The sequence below is a fragment of the Streptomyces sp. NPDC057682 genome (assembly GCF_042799575.1).
GTDB lineage: Bacteria > Actinomycetota > Actinomycetes > Streptomycetales > Streptomycetaceae > Streptomyces.
Genome location: NZ_JBHVIN010000017.1, coordinates 109,653 through 125,861, shown reverse-complemented (window position 1 = coordinate 125,861; position 16,209 = coordinate 109,653). Strand labels below are relative to the sequence as shown.

Genomic DNA, 16,209 nt, shown 5'->3' with positions numbered 1-16,209 from the left:
TACGACGACGGTCCATGGAAAGTCCGATATGCCGGGTTATCGTACTGCGATACGCCCTGCCGCCGAGCGGTCTCACCTCCTGCGAGAGAAGCGATGCTCCAGGCCATCGGACTCACCAGCGCCCGCCACCGCGGACTGCCACCCGCCGTGGACGACCTCACGTTCGAAGCGGAACCGGGCTGCGTCACGGCACTGCTGGGCCCGACCGGTTCCGGTAAGACCTCGGCCCTGCGGCTGATGCTCGAACTGGAACCGGGGCGGGGCATCACCTACTTCAGGGGCAGACCGCTGCACCGTGTGACCCATCCGGCCAGAGAGGTCGGGGTGTTGCTCGGCGACGTGCCGGGCCACCCGGCCCGCACCGCCCGGGGGCAGCTCCGCATGCTCTGCGCGGCGGCGGGAGTGCCCGCCTCCCGGGCCGACGAAGTGCTCCACGAGGTCGGTCTCGACGGATTGAGGGACCAGCGCATCGGCACGCTCTCCCTCGGCATGGACCGCAGGCTCGCACTCGCTTCCGCCCTGCTCGGCGACCCGCACACACTGATCCTGGACGAGCCCGCCGACGGGCTCGTCGCGCGGGAGGCGGACTGGATGCGCGAGATGCTCCGGTCCCACGCGGCCCGGGGCGGCACGGTCCTTTTCACCACGCCGGACCCCAAGGAGGCCGCCCGGACGGCCGGCCGCGTGGTGACCGTCGAGGCCGGCCGGCTCGTTTCCGACCAGAGCGTCGGAGACTTCTCCCGTACCCGGCTGCGCCCCCGAGTGGCGGTCCGTTCGCCCCATGCCGCCCGGCTCGCCTCGATCGTCAGCCGCGAGGCGCGCGCGTCCCGCCGCCCTGTCGAGGTCGTCACCGGGGCGAGCAGCAGCTTGATCTCCGTCTACGGGAGCAGTTGTGCGGAGATCGGCGACGTGGCGTTCCGGCACGGGCTCCCCGTCCATCTGCTGGCCGACGAGGTCGGCGACACCTGCCCTCCCCGCCCCGATCCTGCCGACGCGTCCGATCCCTCCACCGCCACCACGGCGTTCCCCGGCGCCGGAGGTGATGTCGATGCCGAGGGTGCCACCGGTGGTGGGTCCGCTGAGAATGGTGTTCCACAGCGGGAGGGGCGGAGCGCTGCCGCGCAGGCGCCGCCGATCCGGCGGCGTCCGGCCCGGGGACCGATGCGGCCGGTGCGTTACGAGCTGCGCCGCCTGTTCGGCGTCAGAACCACGACGATGATCATCTTCGCCACGCTCGTGGCCTCGGCCGCGGTGTCGGTGCTGCTCGCCCGCGACGGCCGCACACCGATTCCGCAGGTGCTCGCCGGCTGGCCGTCGCTGCTGCCGCTGCCCCCCGCCGCGCTCGGGGCCGGTCTGCTCGGCGCGCTGTCCTTCGGCGACGAGTTCCGCTATCCCGCGCTCGCCGCGGGCCGGGGAACCGTCCCGCGACGGCTCGGACTGCTCCTCGCCAAGCTCGCGGTGTCGGGTGGTGTCGCACTGCTCCTGGCCCTGCTCGTGGTGGCGGTGTCGGCGGAGTCCCTGCGGCTGGTCTACGGGGGCGACTTGGCCGGGACCCCGCCGAACGCGCTTTCGCTGGTCATGAGTTGGGCCTGCCTGTCCGTGGGCTGCGCCTGGGCGGGACTGCTGGCTGCCGGAATCTTCCGGGTGACGGCGGCTGGGGTGGCGGCCGTTCTCGCCGTTCCCGTCCTCATGGTTCCGCTGCTCCAGGCGGTGTCGAAGGCTCCGACGACCCGTTCGGTGAACGGGCTTCCGGGCCGGCTGAGGGAACTGGCCTGGCTGCGATGGCCGCACGAGGCCGACGGGTGGCTGGCTGCCGGAGTGCGCGTGGTGGCGCACCCCGTTGGGGTGGCATTGGCGCTGTCGTTGTCGGTCCTTGTCTGCGCGTATCTGTTCACGAGCCTTCGCGGCAGAGTGCGTTGGTGATCGCGCGGAGGGGTGCGGGGCGCGTGAAGATCGCCAGAACCCTCGGAACTCCATTGAGAATGCCGGTTTTATACCACTTAGGCGTCAATTGGGAGGTCGACGCCGATCACCCTTTCGTGTGCTTTTCACCAAAGACCTCAAGGGGCGGCGGAGCGACGCCGACAAAGGATGCGTGAGTACCCTTGCGCACACCCCGATGACCGCCGCCCGTACCGTCGACTCCGGCCTCGCCGGTCCGGGCGAACTCGACCGATTCACCTACGCGGAGACGCCGTCCGGCGAGCGAGCCGCCGCCCGGTCCTGGGAGGGGGCCGATACCGAGCTCGGCCGGGTGGCCCGGCGCGGCACGGCCAGCCGGGGCCGGGGCCTGCACGGCCAACTTGTTCAGCAGCTGGGACAGATGATCGTCTCCGGTGACCTGGGTGCCGACCGGCCCCTGGTGCCCGAGGAGATCGGCCAGCGATTCGAGGTCTCCCGCACCGTGGTCCGGGAGTCGTTGCGCGTACTGGAGGCCAAGGGCCTGGTCAGCGCCCGCCCCAATGTGGGGACCAGGGTCCGGCCCGTCTGCGACTGGAATCTGCTCGACCCCGACATCATCGAATGGCGTGCGTACGGCCCGCAGCGCGAGGACCAGCGCCGCGAGCTGGGTGAGCTGCGCTGGACGATCGAACCCCTCGCCGCGCGCCTGGCGGCCGGTCATGGACGCGAGGACCTTCAGCAGCGCCTTGTGGACATGGTCGAGATCATGGGGCACGCGATCGGGCAGGGTGACGTGATCACCTGTGCGCGGGCGGACGCCGAGTTCCACTCGTTGCTCATCCAGGCGGCGGGCAACCGCATGCTTGAGCATCTTTCCGGGATCGTCTGCGCCGCGCTCCAGGTCTCCGGCGGCCCGGTCACGGGCTGTGACCGGCCGAGCGACGCCTCCCTCGCCCACCACGCCCGTATCGTCGACGCTCTCGCGGCGGGCGATCCCGACGCGGCCGAGGGGGCCATGCGCCAGCTGCTGGTGGTCCAGCCCGTCGTGCCGGCGCCGCGCGAGCACTGAGCGCGGCGCGTCCGGAGCGCGCGGGTCCTGTGCCGCCGAACGTCCGAGTTCGGCGGCACAATGGTCGAGTCATGCCGCTTCTGTACTGTTTGCGGCACATGGGGTGTGACTCGGGCCACGCGGATTGGGCGTAACACTCCTCGAAACAGCGCGATGACTTAAGAGGTGACCGCCTCGGAAGGAATACAGCAGCTGTTCCACGCGCTGTGCAGTTCTGAGGCCCAACCCGCGCGCCGTCGGTACATTCCCAGCCCGGCGGTCGTCGGTTCCAGCCCTCCGGGGCCGGACCGGAAGCCGTTTCCATCGTTCCGAGAGGTTGTTCGTGTCGGCCAGCACATCCCGTACGCTCCCGCCGGAGATCGCCGAGTCCGAATCTGTCATGGCGCTCATCGAGCGGGGAAAGGCTGATGGGCAGATCGCCGGCGACGACGTGCGTCGGGCCTTCGAGGCTGACCAGATTCCGCCAACCCAGTGGAAGAACGTTCTGCGCAGCCTCAACCAGATCCTCGAGGAAGAGGGTGTGACGCTGATGGTCAGTGCAGCGGAGCCGTCGAAGCGCGCCCGCAAGAGCAGCGTCGCGGCGAAGAGCCCGGTCAAGCGCACCGCGACCAAGACCGTCGCCGCCAAGACGACCGTGACCCGGACCGTCGCGGCCACCGCCACCTCGTCCGGTGAGACGGTGGACGCAGCGGCCGATGACACCGCCGCTGCCGCGCCCGCGAAGAAGGCCGTCGCCAAGAAGACGGCCGCCAAGAAGACCGCCGTGAAGAAGACGGCGGCCAAGAAGACCGCGGCCAAGAAGTCCGGCAAGCAGGACGAGGACATCCTCGACGGCGACGACGTCGTGGAAGAGGTCAAGGCCGGCAAGGTCGAGGAGGAGGAGGGCGAGGGCGAGAACAAGGGCTTCGTCCTCTCCGACGACGACGAGGACGACGCGCCCGCGCAGCAGGTCGCCGTCGCCGGTGCCACCGCCGACCCGGTCAAGGACTACCTGAAGCAGATCGGCAAGGTCCCGCTCCTCAACGCGGAGCAGGAGGTCGAGCTCGCCAAGCGCATCGAGGCCGGTCTCTTCGCCGAGGACAAGCTGGCGAACGCCGACAAGCTCGCCCCCAAGCTCAAGCGTGAGCTGGAGATCATCGCCGAGGACGGCCGCCGCGCCAAGAACCACCTGCTGGAGGCCAACCTCCGTCTCGTGGTCTCCCTGGCCAAGCGGTACACCGGCCGCGGCATGCTCTTCCTGGACCTGATCCAGGAGGGCAACCTCGGTCTGATCCGTGCCGTCGAGAAGTTCGACTACACCAAGGGCTACAAGTTCTCCACGTACGCCACCTGGTGGATCCGGCAGGCGATCACCCGCGCCATGGCCGACCAGGCCCGCACCATCCGTATCCCGGTGCACATGGTCGAGGTCATCAACAAGCTCGCGCGCGTCCAGCGCCAGATGCTCCAGGACCTGGGCCGCGAGCCCACGCCGGAGGAGCTGGCCAAGGAGCTCGACATGACCCCCGAGAAGGTCATCGAGGTCCAGAAGTACGGCCGTGAGCCGATTTCCCTCCACACCCCGCTGGGTGAGGACGGGGACAGCGAGTTCGGTGACCTCATCGAGGACTCCGAGGCGGTCGTCCCGGCCGACGCGGTGAGCTTCACGCTCCTCCAGGAGCAGCTGCACTCCGTGCTCGACACCCTGTCCGAGCGTGAGGCGGGCGTGGTCTCCATGCGCTTCGGCCTCACCGACGGCCAGCCGAAGACGCTGGACGAGATCGGCAAGGTCTACGGCGTGACGCGTGAGCGCATCCGTCAGATCGAGTCCAAGACGCGGCCCACGCCCCGTCCCCGGGCGGGCTCGCCGGGGCGGCGGCACTCCCCCCCCGCGGCCGTCCCCCGCCTGGGTCGCGCCCCCCCCCCGGCCGGGGGCCCGGATCCATGGATCCGGGCCCCCGGCCTCTGTCGCGGGTGCGGGTTGGGGTCGACGGAATGACTCTGGGTAGGCACACACCATCACAGAGTCGGGAGTACGCATGTTCCGTACAGTCGTCCGCACCGTGACCGGGGCACTCGCCCTCACTGCCGCAACGGCGGTGATACCCCTCGCGTCCTCCGCCCCGGCGGTCGCGGACAGCATCATCATCGGCGGCCGGCCCGCCCATGTGAAGGACAGTCCGTGGGTGGTGGCACTCGCCAGCCGTGACCGGTTCGGAGGTACCCGTGCCGGTCAGTTCTGCGGCGGCGTCCTCGTCGAGCCGAAGAAGGTGCTGACGGCGGCCCACTGCCTGAGCCGTGAGGCGCTGGGCGGCGATGTCGCACAGGTCCCCGATCTGCGGGTCATCGCGGGCCGGGACGAACTGAACGGTACGGGTGGCAAGGAGATCGCCGTGAGCGGGACCTGGGTCAACCCGGGATTCGACGCCTCCACGAACAGCGGGGACGTCGCCGTGCTCACGCTCGCCGAGGCGCTGCCCGAGCAGAACGTGATCCGGCCGGCGAAGGCGGGTGACTCCGCGTACGCCTCCGGGACGGCGGCCGTCGTCTACGGATGGGGCGACACGACCGGCAACGGTGACTACGCGTCGTCGCTGCGCTCCGCCGACGTGACCGTGCTGCCGGACAGTTCCTGCGAGCGGGCCTACCCCGGCGGCAGGACGGGCACCTACGAGGCCTCGTCGATGCTCTGCGCCGGCGAACCCCAGGGCGGGTACGACGCCTGCCAGGGGGACAGCGGAGGCCCTCTGGTGGCCCAGGGGCGGCTCGTGGGGCTGGTGTCGTGGGGGAACGGCTGCGGCCGGGCGGGCAGCCCGGGGGTCTACACCCGGATGTCCGCCGCCCTCGAGTGGATGAAGGGTGCCGCCTGACGGCGGCGGCCTCGCGCGTACGAGAACGGGCGGCTCCCCTTGCGGGGGAGCCGCCCGTCGGCCGGTAAGGAACCGGTCCCTGGCTCGTCGTGGATGCGAGGTGTCAGTGTTCCTCTTCGGCGGCTTGGGCCTGGACGGCCGTCAGCCGGTCGGTCTCATCCTGTATTTCCGCGGCGATCTTCTTGAGTTCCGGCTCGAACTTGCGACCGTGGTGGGCGCAGAAGAGCAGTTCACCGCCGCTGATCAGGACGACGCGCAGGTATGCCTGGGCGCCGCAACGGTCACAGCGGTCTGCTGCGGTCAGCGGGCTCGCGGGGGTCAGAACAGTAGTCACGTCGCCTCTTCTCTAGCTCGACGAGCTGTCGTACCAGGGTCAACATCCAACCAGGCCGAAAACGTTCCCGCTCGTGGCATTTCTTCGAAACTTCTTCTCAGGATGGCTGTCTGTTGCCGGTTCGCGGCGAATGTGCCGTATTGCGTAGCGCTACGGTTTCGCGTTGCTGGGGTGGGTCGGTCCCGCCGGCTGGCGTGCCGGTTTGTTCATGAGGACGTGCCCGGAGCCTAAATGGTTCATGCCTGGAAGGGAACGTGATGTGCACGTCACTCCAAGGAGGGATCGAACGTGTATGCGAGGCTGGACTACTGTGAGGGTTCTCCGAGGGTGGCGTTACAACCGCTCTACCAGGCCTCGGTACCCTCTCAGCGGCGACCGAAGCCGAGCCCGTTACCCACTGGGCCCCATGTGAAATTCAGCGAGGAGCGAACCGCGTGACCGCCGATACGTCCGTGCCGTCCACTGCGCTGCTGACCGGAGCAGACCGAGACGGTTCCAACTACACCGCGCGGCATCTGCTCGTACTCGAGGGGCTCGAAGCGGTTCGCAAGCGCCCCGGCATGTACATCGGGTCCACGGACAGCCGCGGCCTCATGCACTGCCTCTGGGAGATCATCGACAACTCGGTCGACGAGGCCCTCGGCGGGTACTGCGACCACATCGAGGTCATCCTCCACGACGACAACTCCGTCGAGGTCCGTGACAACGGCCGGGGCATCCCGATCGACGTGGAGCCCAAGACCGGTCTCTCAGGCGTCGAGGTCGTCATGACCAAGCTGCACGCGGGCGGCAAGTTCGGCGGCGGCTCCTACGCCGCCTCCGGCGGTCTGCACGGCGTCGGCGCCTCCGTCGTCAACGCCCTCTCCGCTCGCCTCGACGTCGAGGTCGACCGCAACAGCGCGGTCCACTCGATCAGCTTCCGGCGCGGTGTCCCCGGCATCTTCACCGAGCAGGGGCCCGACAGCCCCTTCGACCCGGCCAACGGTCTGCGCAAGGGCAAGCGGGTGCCGAAGACCCGCACCGGCACCCGCGTCCGTTACTGGGCCGACCGCCAGATCTTCCTCAAGGACGCCAAGCTCAACCTGGAGACGCTCCACCAGCGGGCCCGACAGACGGCCTTCCTCGTCCCCGGCCTGACCATCGTCGTGCGCGACGAGCGCGGCCTGGACGGCGAGGGCAAGACCGAGGAGACCTTCCGCTTCGACGGGGGCATCAGCGAGTTCTGCGAGTACCTCGCCCAGGACAAGGCCGTCTGCGACGTCCTGCGTCTGACCGGGCAGGGCACGTTCAAGGAGACCGTGCCGGTCCTCGACGACCGCGGCCACATGACGCCGACCGAGGTCACGCGGGAACTGGCCGTCGACATCGCGATGCGCTGGGGCACCGGCTACGACACGACGCTGAAGTCCTTCGTCAACATCATCGCCACCCCCAAGGGCGGCACCCACGTCACCGGCTTCGAGCGCTCCGTGACCAAGACGGTCAACGAGGTGCTGCGCTCCGCGAAGCTCCTCCGCGTCGCCGAGGACGACATCGTCAAGGACGACGCCCTCGAAGGTCTCACCGCCGTCGTCACCGTCCGCCTGGCCGAGCCGCAGTTCGAGGGACAGACGAAGGAGGTCCTCGGCACCTCGGCGGCCAACCGGATCGTCGCCAATGTCGTGGCCAAGGAGCTCAAGGCGTTCCTGACCTCCACCAAGCGGGACGCCAAGGCGCAGGCCAGGGCTGTTCTCGACAAGGCCGTGGCGGCGGCCCGCACCCGCATCGCCGCCCGGCAGCACAAGGACGCCCAGCGCCGCAAGACGGCCCTGGAGTCCTCCTCGCTGCCCGCGAAGCTGGCCGACTGCCGCAGTGACGACGTCGAGCGAAGCGAGCTCTTCATCGTCGAGGGCGATTCCGCCCTCGGCACCGCCAAGCTCGCGCGGAACAGCGAGTTCCAGGCTCTGCTGCCGATCCGGGGCAAGATCCTCAACGTTCAGAAGGCATCCGTCTCCGACATGCTGAAGAACGCCGAGTGCGGGGCGATCATCCAGGTCATAGGAGCCGGATCCGGTCGGACGTTCGACATCGACGCGGCACGCTACGGAAAGATCGTGCTGCTGGTCGACGCCGATGTCGACGGCGCCCACATCCGCATCCTGCTGCTGACCCTGTTCCAGCGGTACATGCGGCCGATGGTCGAGGCGGGCCGGGTCTTCGCCGCGGTGCCCCCGCTGCACCGGATCGAGCTGGTCCAGCCGAAGAAGGGCCAGGACAAGTACATCTACACGTACTCGGACAACGAGCTGCGCCAGCGACTGCTGGAGCTCCAGCGGAAGAACGTCCGGTACAAGGACTCGATCCAGCGCTACAAGGGCCTGGGCGAGATGGACGCCGACCAGCTGGCCGAGACGACGATGGACCCGCGCCACCGCACCCTGCGGCGCATCAACATCGGCGATCTCGAATCGTCCGAGAAGGTCTTCGATCTGCTGATGGGCAACGAGGTGGCGCCCCGCAAGGAGTTCATCACCAGCTCCGCGGCCACGCTGGACCGTTCGCGCATCGACGTCTGAGACACCCCCGGGGCGGCCCCGGCGCTTCGCTGTCCGGGTCAGGTCCCGGGCAGGCGCCAAGCCCCTCCACCGGCACCAGGAGCCGTTGTCTCCACCCACGGGTGGAGACAACGGCTCCACCCGTGATCCACCCGTGGGCCGATCACGCGGCCGGTGACTTTCCGTAGCGTCGAAGTCACCGAACTTCCTCGCAATCCGGAGGCGCCCATGTCCGGGCTCGTCAATGCCGTGGTGATCGTCGCGGTGGTGGCCGTCGTCGTGGTCCGCCAGTTCTCCGCCCAGCCGCTCTCCGGCGACCGCAGTCGATGGGTCCTGCCGGGCGTGCTGCTCGTGATGGCGCTGCGTGAGCCGGCCCTGCTCGACGCGCACCACGAAGCATCGGCAGCCGTCGTCCTCGGCGCGGAGCTGGTCGTCGGCGCGGTCACGGGCGCCGGCTGGGCGTGGACCACGCGCGTCTGGCGTGCCCAGGACGGAACGCTGTGGAGCAGGGGTACCAGAGCGACCGTCTACGTCTGGGCGGGCGGCCTGGTCCTCCGTGCGGCTCTGTACGGGCTTGCGGCGGCACTGGGCATAGATCAGGGCGGTCCCGCCCTGATGGCGGCTCTCGCGGTCACCCTGCTGGTGCGAGAGGGCCTTCTGACCCGACGGGCCGCCCCCGATGAGCCGTACGGTGTGTCTGCCGGGGGCGCTTCGCTCCGGCAGCCGGTGGGGAAGGACCGCCTGTGACATCCGCTGCCTGGACGGGCTGGCCGTCCAGAGAGGCCCTCGCCCGCGAGTCACGCACCCGCTCCCGGAGCGTGATCGGCTGGGTGGTGAGGCTGGGGCTGCTCGTCCTGATGCTCTGGGGGACCTTCACGGGCGGCCGGTTCGGCCCCTTCGAGATCCTCGTGGGTCTGGTCGGGGTGGCCGGGTGCGCGGCTGTCGCCGTGGCGTTCTTCCGGACCAGTCTGGAGCACCGCCTGTGGCCCTCGCTGGGCCTGCTGGCCCTCCTCATGCTCGCCGCTCTCGGGGCGCAGCAGGCGGGTGCCGGGGTGCCGGCGGCCGTGCTCTGGTGCGCCTGTGCGGTCACGGCCCTGGAACGGCTGCCGTTCGCGGCGGGGCTTCCCGCCACCGCGGTGGCGCTGGGGGCCTACGCCGTGGTCAACACCGATGACTGGCCGTCCACCGCGGCCACCACCGTCGGGCTCTGCCTCGCGGGCTACGTGCTGCGCCTGGACGCCGAGGCGCGCGGGGCCGCGCAGCGGCTCCTGGCCCAGGAGCGGGCGGCGCTCGCGGCGGAGGCCCGGACGGCCGCGCTGGACGAGCGGTCGAGGATCGCCCGGGAGATCCACGATGTGCTCGCGCACAGCCTCTCCGCCCAGCTCGTGCACCTGGAGGCGGCGCGGCTGCTGATCGAGAGGGAACCGGCGGGGGAGTTCCGGGATCAGGTTCTGGAACGGGTGGTCGCGGCCCGTTCCATGGCCCGGGAAGGGCTCGCGGAGACCCGTCAGGCACTCTCCGCGCTGCGCGGGGAGGTATCGCCCGTGGAGGACTTCCTGCGGCAGCTGGTGGCCGCGGAGCCGGCCGAGGTCCGGGTGGAGGGGGAGCCGCGCACGCTGACGGCCGAGGCCTCGCAGGCGGTCAGACGCGTGGCGCAGGAGGCGATGACCAACGTACGCAAGCACGCCCCGGGCGCCAGGGTCGTGATCAGACTGGAGTACCGGCCCGACACGGTCGCCCTGGAGGTCAGCGACGAGGGCGGGGGAGGCACGGCGGGAGAGCTGGCTGTCAGTGGCTCCGGTTACGGTCTGCTGGGGATGCGGGAGCGCGCCGAACTGCTGGGCGGGACGCTGGACGCGGGACCCGGCGAGGAGGGGTTCGTGGTGAGTCTGCGGGTGCCCGCGTGAGTGCGCGGGTGGTGGTCGCCGACGATCAGTCGGTGGTCCGCGAGGGCATTGTCATGCTGCTGGGCCTGCTGCCCGGGATCGAGGTGGTCGGATCGGCGAAGGACGGGGACGAGGCGGTGGCCCTCGTCGCCGAGCACGCGCCGGACGTGGTGCTTATGGACCTGCGGATGCCCCGTTGCGACGGGGTGGAGGCGACGCGGCGGATCCGCGCGGAGTTTCCCGGGACGCAGGTGGTGGTGCTCACGACGTTCGCGGACGACGACTCGCTCTTCCCGGCGCTCAGGGCGGGGGCCCGCGGCTATCTGACCAAGGACGCAGGGGGAGACGAGATCGTCCGGGCCATCGAGGCGGTGGTCGCGGGGGAGGTGGGGCTCTCGCCCGCCATTCAGCGACGGCTGCTGGAGCAGGTCACCGCTGAGCCCCGCCCCGTCGAGGGCGGCGGGGAGCCGGAGCCGCCGGACGGGATGACGCCGCGTGAGGCCGAGGTGCTGGCGCTGATCGCCGAGGGCATGTCCAACGCGGAGATCGCCCGGAGCCTCCACATCTCGCAGGCGACGGTGAAGAGCCACATCAACAACCTGTTCGCGAAGGCGGGACTGCGGGACCGGGCCCAGGCCGTGCGGTACGCGTATGTTCGAGGGCTCGCACGGCCACCCGGAAGATCCTTCACCTGAAGAGGTGAAGTCCGGGGAATGACGTGCCCGAGATCTTCCCGATCTGCCCATTCTTGGGTACGCGGCCGAAGTGGTCCGTGGATCAGGGGAGTTGTTCGGTGGACAAGGAAGCAGGGCGCGAGGCCGCGGGGACGCGCCTCGACGACCCGTGGGACGACGCGACGGCCTCCGGATGGGGGGAGCCGGAGGGAGCGGGAGACGCCGAGCCCGCCCGGGTGCCCGCACCCGCCGTTCCGCGGCGCGCCCCCAGCGCGGCAGAGATCTATCTGGAGGTGCAGCGCAGCGAAGCCTTCCAGGAGGTGCGCCGGCGGTACCGGCGGTTCGTGGTTCCCGCCACGCTCGCCTTCCTCGTCTGGTACCTGGCCTATGTCGTCACGGCGGTGACCGCGCCCGGACTGATGGACCGGCAGGTCGCCGGAGCGGTCAATGTGGCGATGGTCGTCGGGCTCGGACAGTTCCTGACCACGTTCCTGCTCACGGGGGCGTACGCGCGGCACGCGCGGCTGCGCAGGGACCGGGCGGCGCTCGATCTGCGCTGGGACACCCAGGAGATGACGCGGGGGATCGGGCGTTGAGCGGGAACCACCAGACCCTGGCGCTGCTGCTGTTCAGCGCATTCATCGCGGTGACCCTCGGCATCACCACCTGGGTGAGCCGGAGCCGGCACGGCTCGGCGGAGGAGTTCTACGCGGGGGGCCGGCTGTTCTCCCCGATGGAGAACGGTTTCGCCATCGCGGGCGACTACATGTCGGCCGCTTCGTTCCTCGGGATCTCCGGGCTGATCGCGCTCTTCGGGTACGACGGGATGCTCTACTCGGTCGGATTCCTCGTCGCCTGGCTGGTCGTACTGCTGCTAGTGGCCGAACTCGTGCGCAACTGCGGGCGGTTCACGCTCGCCGACGTGGTGGCGGCGCGGATGGCCGAGCGGCCGGTGCGGATCGCCGCCGGCACCTCGTCGGTCACCGTCTCCGTGCTCTACCTGGTGGCGCAGATGGTCGGCGCGGGGAGCCTCGTGGCGCTGCTCCTGGGCGGTACGAGCGGCGCCGCGCGCTCGTGGACGGTCATCGGCGTGGGGGCCCTGATGGTGGTCTACGTGTCCCTCGGCGGAATGCGGGCCACCACCTGGATCCAGATCGTGAAGGCCGTCCTGCTGATGGCGGGCACCGTGGTGCTCACGGTGCTGGTCCTGGTGCACTTCCACGGCAACATCAACGAACTGCTGAACTCGGCGGCCGACAGCAGCGGATACGGGAAGGACTTCCTCGCGCCGGGTCTGCGGTACGGCGGGAGCTGGACGGCGCGCATCGACTTCATCAGCCTCGGGCTGGCGCTGGTGCTCGGTACGGCAGGGCTGCCGCACATCCTGTCGCGCTTCTACACGGTTCCCACCGCGCGGGCCGCGCGCCGTTCGGTCGTATGGTCCATCGGCCTCATCGGCAGCTTCTACCTGATGACGATCGTGCTCGGCTTCGGGGCGGCGGCCCTGGTGGGTACGGCGAACGTCCGGGAGTCCAACGCCGCGGGGAACACGGCCGTTCCGCTGCTCGCCATGGTGCTCGGCGGCGGTGAGGGATCGACCGGCGGGACCATCCTGTTCGCCGTGGTCGCGGCCGTGGCCTTCGCGACGATCCTCGCCGTCGTCGCCGGGATCACGCTCGCCTCCTCCGCTTCCGTCGCCCACGACCTCTACGCCACGCTGCGGCGGCCCGGCTCCCGGCAGTACAGCGAGGTGACGGTGGCCCGGATCGCCGCCGCAGGGATCGGGGTGGCCGCCATCGGTCTGGGCCTCGTCGCGCAGAACCTGAACGTCGCGTTCCTGGTCGGTCTGGCCTTCGCCGTCGCGGCCTCGGCCAATCTGCCGGTGCTGCTCTTCTCGCTGTTCTGGCGGAAGTTCACCACGCGGGGTGCGGTCTGGTCGGTGTACGGCGGCCTGATCCCCGCCGTGGTGCTGGTGCTGGTCTCGCCGGTTGTCTCCGGCAGCCCCACCGCGCTCTTCCCCGGAGTGGACTTCCAGCTCTTCCCGTTGGAGAACCCCGGTCTGGTCTCGATCCCGCTGGGCTTCCTCGCCGGCTGGATCGGTACCGTCACCTCGGACGAACCGCCCAACGAGGCCAGGCACGCGGAGACCGAGGTGCGGGCGCTCACCGGTGCCGGGGCGGTGTGACCGCGTCGGGGCGGAGCCGGCCGTTGTGCGGGGTGTGACCGAGGGGTGCCGCGGGGAGGCCGGTGGCGAGTACGGTGACCGCGGGGGACGGACACCGGGCGGGCGACGGAGTGCGCGGACACGTTCAGAGGTCCGGACGGTGCGGTGTTCCGGCGCGGCGGGACAGGGCGTACGGCAGGGGAACGGCGGAACGCAGTCCGGTGCGTTCCGAGAATCGTCTTGTTTCCCACTCCACGCAATCTTCTTGCGCTTCTTGCGCTAATCTTGCGTTCATGACGCGACGACTTGCTCAGGTTGCCCAGAAGGTTGGAGTCAGCGAGGCCACGGTCAGCCGGGTGCTCAACGGCAAGCCAGGGGTGTCCGACGCCACGCGACAGGCCGTCCTGTCCGCGCTGGACGTTCTCGGCTACGAGCGCCCGACCCAGCTGCGGGGGGAGCGGGCCCGGCTGGTCGGCCTCGTCCTGCCCGAACTGCAGAACCCGATCTTCCCCGCCTTCGCCGAAGTGGTCGGCGGCGCGCTCGCGCAGCAGGGGCTGACCCCCGTCCTGTGCACCCAGACCAAGGGCGGCGTCTCCGAGGCGGACTACGTCGAACTGCTCCTCCAGCAGCAGGTGTCGGGCGTGGTCTTCGCCGGTGGTCTGTACGCCCAGGCCGACGCCCCGCACGACCACTACAAGGTGCTCGCCGACCGCAAGATCCCCGTCGTCCTGATCAACGCGGCCATCGCCCACCTCGGCTTCCCCTGTGTCTCCTGCGACGACTCCGTCGCCATCGAGCAGGCCTGGCGCCATCTCGTCTCGCTGGGCCACGAGCGCATCGGCCTGGTGCTCGGCCCCTCCGACCACATGCCCTCGCAGCGCAAGCTGGCCGCCGCCCGGGTGCTCGCCGAGGAGTCCGGGCGGTCGGTGCCGGACGCCTGGGTGGCCAGGGCCATGTTCTCGCTGGAGGGCGGGCAGGCGGCCGCCGCCCGGCTGATGGACGACGGTGTCACCGGAATCATCTGCGCCAGCGACCCGCTGGCCCTCGGCGCCGTGCGCGCGGCCCGCCGGCGGGGCCTCTCGGTGCCCGCCGACGTCTCCGTCGTGGGCTACGACGACTCGGCGTTCATGAACTGCACCGAGCCGCCGCTCACCACCGTCCGTCAGCCCATCGAGGCCATGGGCCGGGCCGCAGTCGAACTGCTCTCCGTCCAGATCGGGGGCCGCAAGGTGCCGTCCGACGAACTGCTCTTCGAGCCCGAACTGGTGGTCCGGGGTTCGACGGCCCAGCCCCCGCGCAGCACTTCCCGCTGACCGTTGTTTATTTGCGTCGATGACGCCGTCTATTGCGGAGATGTTTCCGTCCTGTCAGGGCCTGCGCTCTGGGAGCCGTCCGCGGAGGGGAGCGGCTGGGGCGGGCGCGGGCCGGTGTACTGCCCGCTCGGCCGCATCCGCAGCGGATGCTCCCCGTACTCCTCCAGGGCGTGGGCGATCCAGCCCGCCGTGCGGGCGACGGCGAACACCGTCTCGCCCGCCTCGGCGGCCATGCCCGAGGAGACCGAGAGCACGGCCAGCGCCAGGTCGACATTGGCGTGCAGGGGCATGTGGCGGGTCGCCGTGGTGACCACGTCCCGGGCGGCGTTCAGGGCGGGCGCGGCCTCGGGGACCCGTTCGAGCAGGCGGAACAGGGTGCCGGCCCGAGGGTCCTCGCCGGTGTAGAGCCGGTGTCCCAGACCGGGCACCCGCCGCCCCGTCCGCAGATGGTCCGCGACCACCGGGGCCGCGCCGCCCCGTTCCAGTGCCTCGGCCAGCATGCGGTGTGCCAGTCCGCTCGCCGCGCCGTGGAGGGGGCCTTCCAGGACTCCGAGCCCCGCCGATACCACCGCGTACGGATGGGCGCGGGCCGAGGCCGCGACCCGGGCGGCCAGGGTGGACGCCGCCAGATCGTGGTCGATCAGCAGCCCGAGCGCGGTGTCCAGAACGGCGAGTGACGCCTCGTCGGCCGGACGGCGGGTGAGTTTCGGCCACAGTTCCCGGGCCAGCCCCGGTGGAACGCCGTCCTCGGCGGCGGCCGGGGCCTCCTCCCCGATCGCGGGCAGCGCGGCGACCAGGGTCGGGATCAGGCTCCTGGCCCCGCCCAGCACCGCTTCGCGCGACAGGTCGAACCGCAGCGGATCCGTGGTGGCCGCCGCCACCACGGCCACCCTCAGCCGGTCCGTGGAGCCACTGTGCGGGGGCAGTGCGGCGACAGCCCGGCGAGCCGCGGCGCGGGCGTCGGCCGGTGCCGTGAACCGGATTCCCGGCCGCAGCGTCCCGGTCCAGAGCCACTCGGCGATCTCCTCGTACGCGTGGTTCCGGGCCAGTTCCGTCGCGTCCACGCCCCGGAAGTAGTACGCGTCGCGCTCGATGAGGGTGATGCCGGTGGGGAAGGCGGGCTCCCCGGAAGGGGCCGCGTGTTCTCTGCGCCCCGTCCGGCGGGCGAGCGCCTCCACCTCCCTCGCGTCGAACGTGCTCCCGCGCCCGCCCGGCGCGCGGTTGCTGCTGAGCTGGCCCCGGCTCACGTACGCGTACACCGTTTCGGGCTTCACGCCCAGGCGTTCGGCCGTCTCCCGCGTGGTGAGTCTGCGCAGGCCGGGCCCGTCCTGCCCGGCCGTCGAAGAGGCTGCCCCTGATTGATCCGTCATGCCGCCCACCGTATCCATATTGATTCAATCAACATTGACAGATCTACAGTCAAGCATGGACAGTCAAATCAATGTCAACAGGCGTCGCAGGATCCCTTGGCCGGGCTCTCCCGG

The 16,209-nt window shown here is 70.5% G+C and carries 12 protein-coding genes and 1 pseudogene; 11 read left to right on the top strand and 2 right to left on the bottom strand.

Features of this window, described 5'->3' with window-relative positions; all coding sequences use genetic code 11:
- Positions 1–93: 93 nt before the first annotated feature.
- From ACFVDM_RS28705 to ACFVDM_RS28690, 4 genes and pseudogenes are all read left to right on the top strand, one after another.
- Positions 94–1,923 carry an ATP-binding cassette domain-containing protein gene (locus ACFVDM_RS28705; protein WP_383646433.1) on the top strand — a complete coding sequence of 610 codons (1,830 nt, stop codon included), beginning with the start codon at positions 94–96 and terminating at the stop codon, positions 1,921–1,923.
- A 196-nt stretch (positions 1,924–2,119) separates the two neighbouring features.
- Positions 2,120–2,971 carry a FadR/GntR family transcriptional regulator gene (locus ACFVDM_RS28700; protein WP_383646662.1) on the top strand — a complete coding sequence of 284 codons (852 nt, stop codon included), beginning with the start codon at positions 2,120–2,122 and terminating at the stop codon, positions 2,969–2,971.
- 322 nt (positions 2,972–3,293) lie between these two features.
- Positions 3,294–4,787 (top strand): annotated as a pseudogene (locus ACFVDM_RS28695) (RNA polymerase sigma factor); the annotation flags it as partial.
- Between the two features lie 202 nt (positions 4,788–4,989).
- Positions 4,990–5,820, top strand: coding sequence for a S1 family peptidase (locus ACFVDM_RS28690; protein WP_383646430.1), 831 nt, complete (start codon positions 4,990–4,992; stop codon positions 5,818–5,820).
- Between the two features lie 103 nt (positions 5,821–5,923).
- Here ACFVDM_RS28690 and ACFVDM_RS28685 read toward each other — a convergent pair whose 3' ends face one another.
- The gene (locus ACFVDM_RS28685) at positions 5,924–6,154 is read right to left on the bottom strand and encodes a hypothetical protein (RefSeq protein ID WP_018105354.1); all 231 of its coding nucleotides are present in this window, start codon (positions 6,152–6,154) and stop codon (positions 5,924–5,926) included.
- 434 nt (positions 6,155–6,588) lie between these two features.
- On the opposite strand from ACFVDM_RS28685, the gene ACFVDM_RS28680 reads away from it, so the two are divergent.
- The 7 genes from ACFVDM_RS28680 to ACFVDM_RS28650 all read left to right on the top strand — a co-directional run bounded on the left by ACFVDM_RS28680 (position 6,589) and on the right by ACFVDM_RS28650 (position 14,725).
- Complete coding sequence (locus tag ACFVDM_RS28680) at positions 6,589–8,709, top strand: type IIA DNA topoisomerase subunit B (RefSeq protein ID WP_383646427.1); 2,121 nt, start codon at positions 6,589–6,591, stop codon at positions 8,707–8,709.
- 207 nt (positions 8,710–8,916) lie between these two features.
- Positions 8,917–9,435 (top strand): DUF1453 domain-containing protein, encoded by a 519-nt coding sequence (locus tag ACFVDM_RS28675; RefSeq protein ID WP_383646659.1) that lies wholly within the window; start codon positions 8,917–8,919, stop codon positions 9,433–9,435.
- Positions 9,432–10,595, top strand: coding sequence for a sensor histidine kinase (locus ACFVDM_RS28670; RefSeq protein WP_383646424.1), 1,164 nt, complete (start codon positions 9,432–9,434; stop codon positions 10,593–10,595). The genes ACFVDM_RS28675 and ACFVDM_RS28670 overlap by 4 nt, the downstream gene beginning before the upstream one ends.
- Positions 10,592–11,269 (top strand): response regulator, encoded by a 678-nt coding sequence (locus tag ACFVDM_RS28665; RefSeq protein ID WP_383646421.1) that lies wholly within the window; start codon positions 10,592–10,594, stop codon positions 11,267–11,269. Before ACFVDM_RS28670 ends, ACFVDM_RS28665 begins: the two co-directional genes overlap by 4 nt.
- Positions 11,270–11,367: 98 nt before the next feature.
- Positions 11,368–11,844 (top strand): DUF485 domain-containing protein, encoded by a 477-nt coding sequence (locus tag ACFVDM_RS28660; RefSeq protein ID WP_383646418.1) that lies wholly within the window; start codon positions 11,368–11,370, stop codon positions 11,842–11,844.
- A complete protein-coding gene (locus ACFVDM_RS28655) occupies positions 11,841–13,433 on the top strand; it encodes a cation acetate symporter (protein ID WP_383646415.1) in 1,593 nt (530 codons plus the stop codon). The genes ACFVDM_RS28660 and ACFVDM_RS28655 overlap by 4 nt, the downstream gene beginning before the upstream one ends.
- A gap of 272 nt (positions 13,434–13,705) precedes the next feature.
- Entirely contained in the window at positions 13,706–14,725 is a 1,020-nt protein-coding gene (locus tag ACFVDM_RS28650; RefSeq protein WP_383646412.1) for a LacI family DNA-binding transcriptional regulator, read from the top strand.
- Between the two features lie 29 nt (positions 14,726–14,754).
- On the opposite strand, the gene ACFVDM_RS28645 is transcribed toward ACFVDM_RS28650, so the two are convergent.
- A complete protein-coding gene (locus ACFVDM_RS28645; protein WP_383646409.1) occupies positions 14,755–16,095 on the bottom strand; it encodes a citrate/2-methylcitrate synthase in 1,341 nt (446 codons plus the stop codon).
- Between the last annotated feature and the right edge of the window lie 114 nt (positions 16,096–16,209).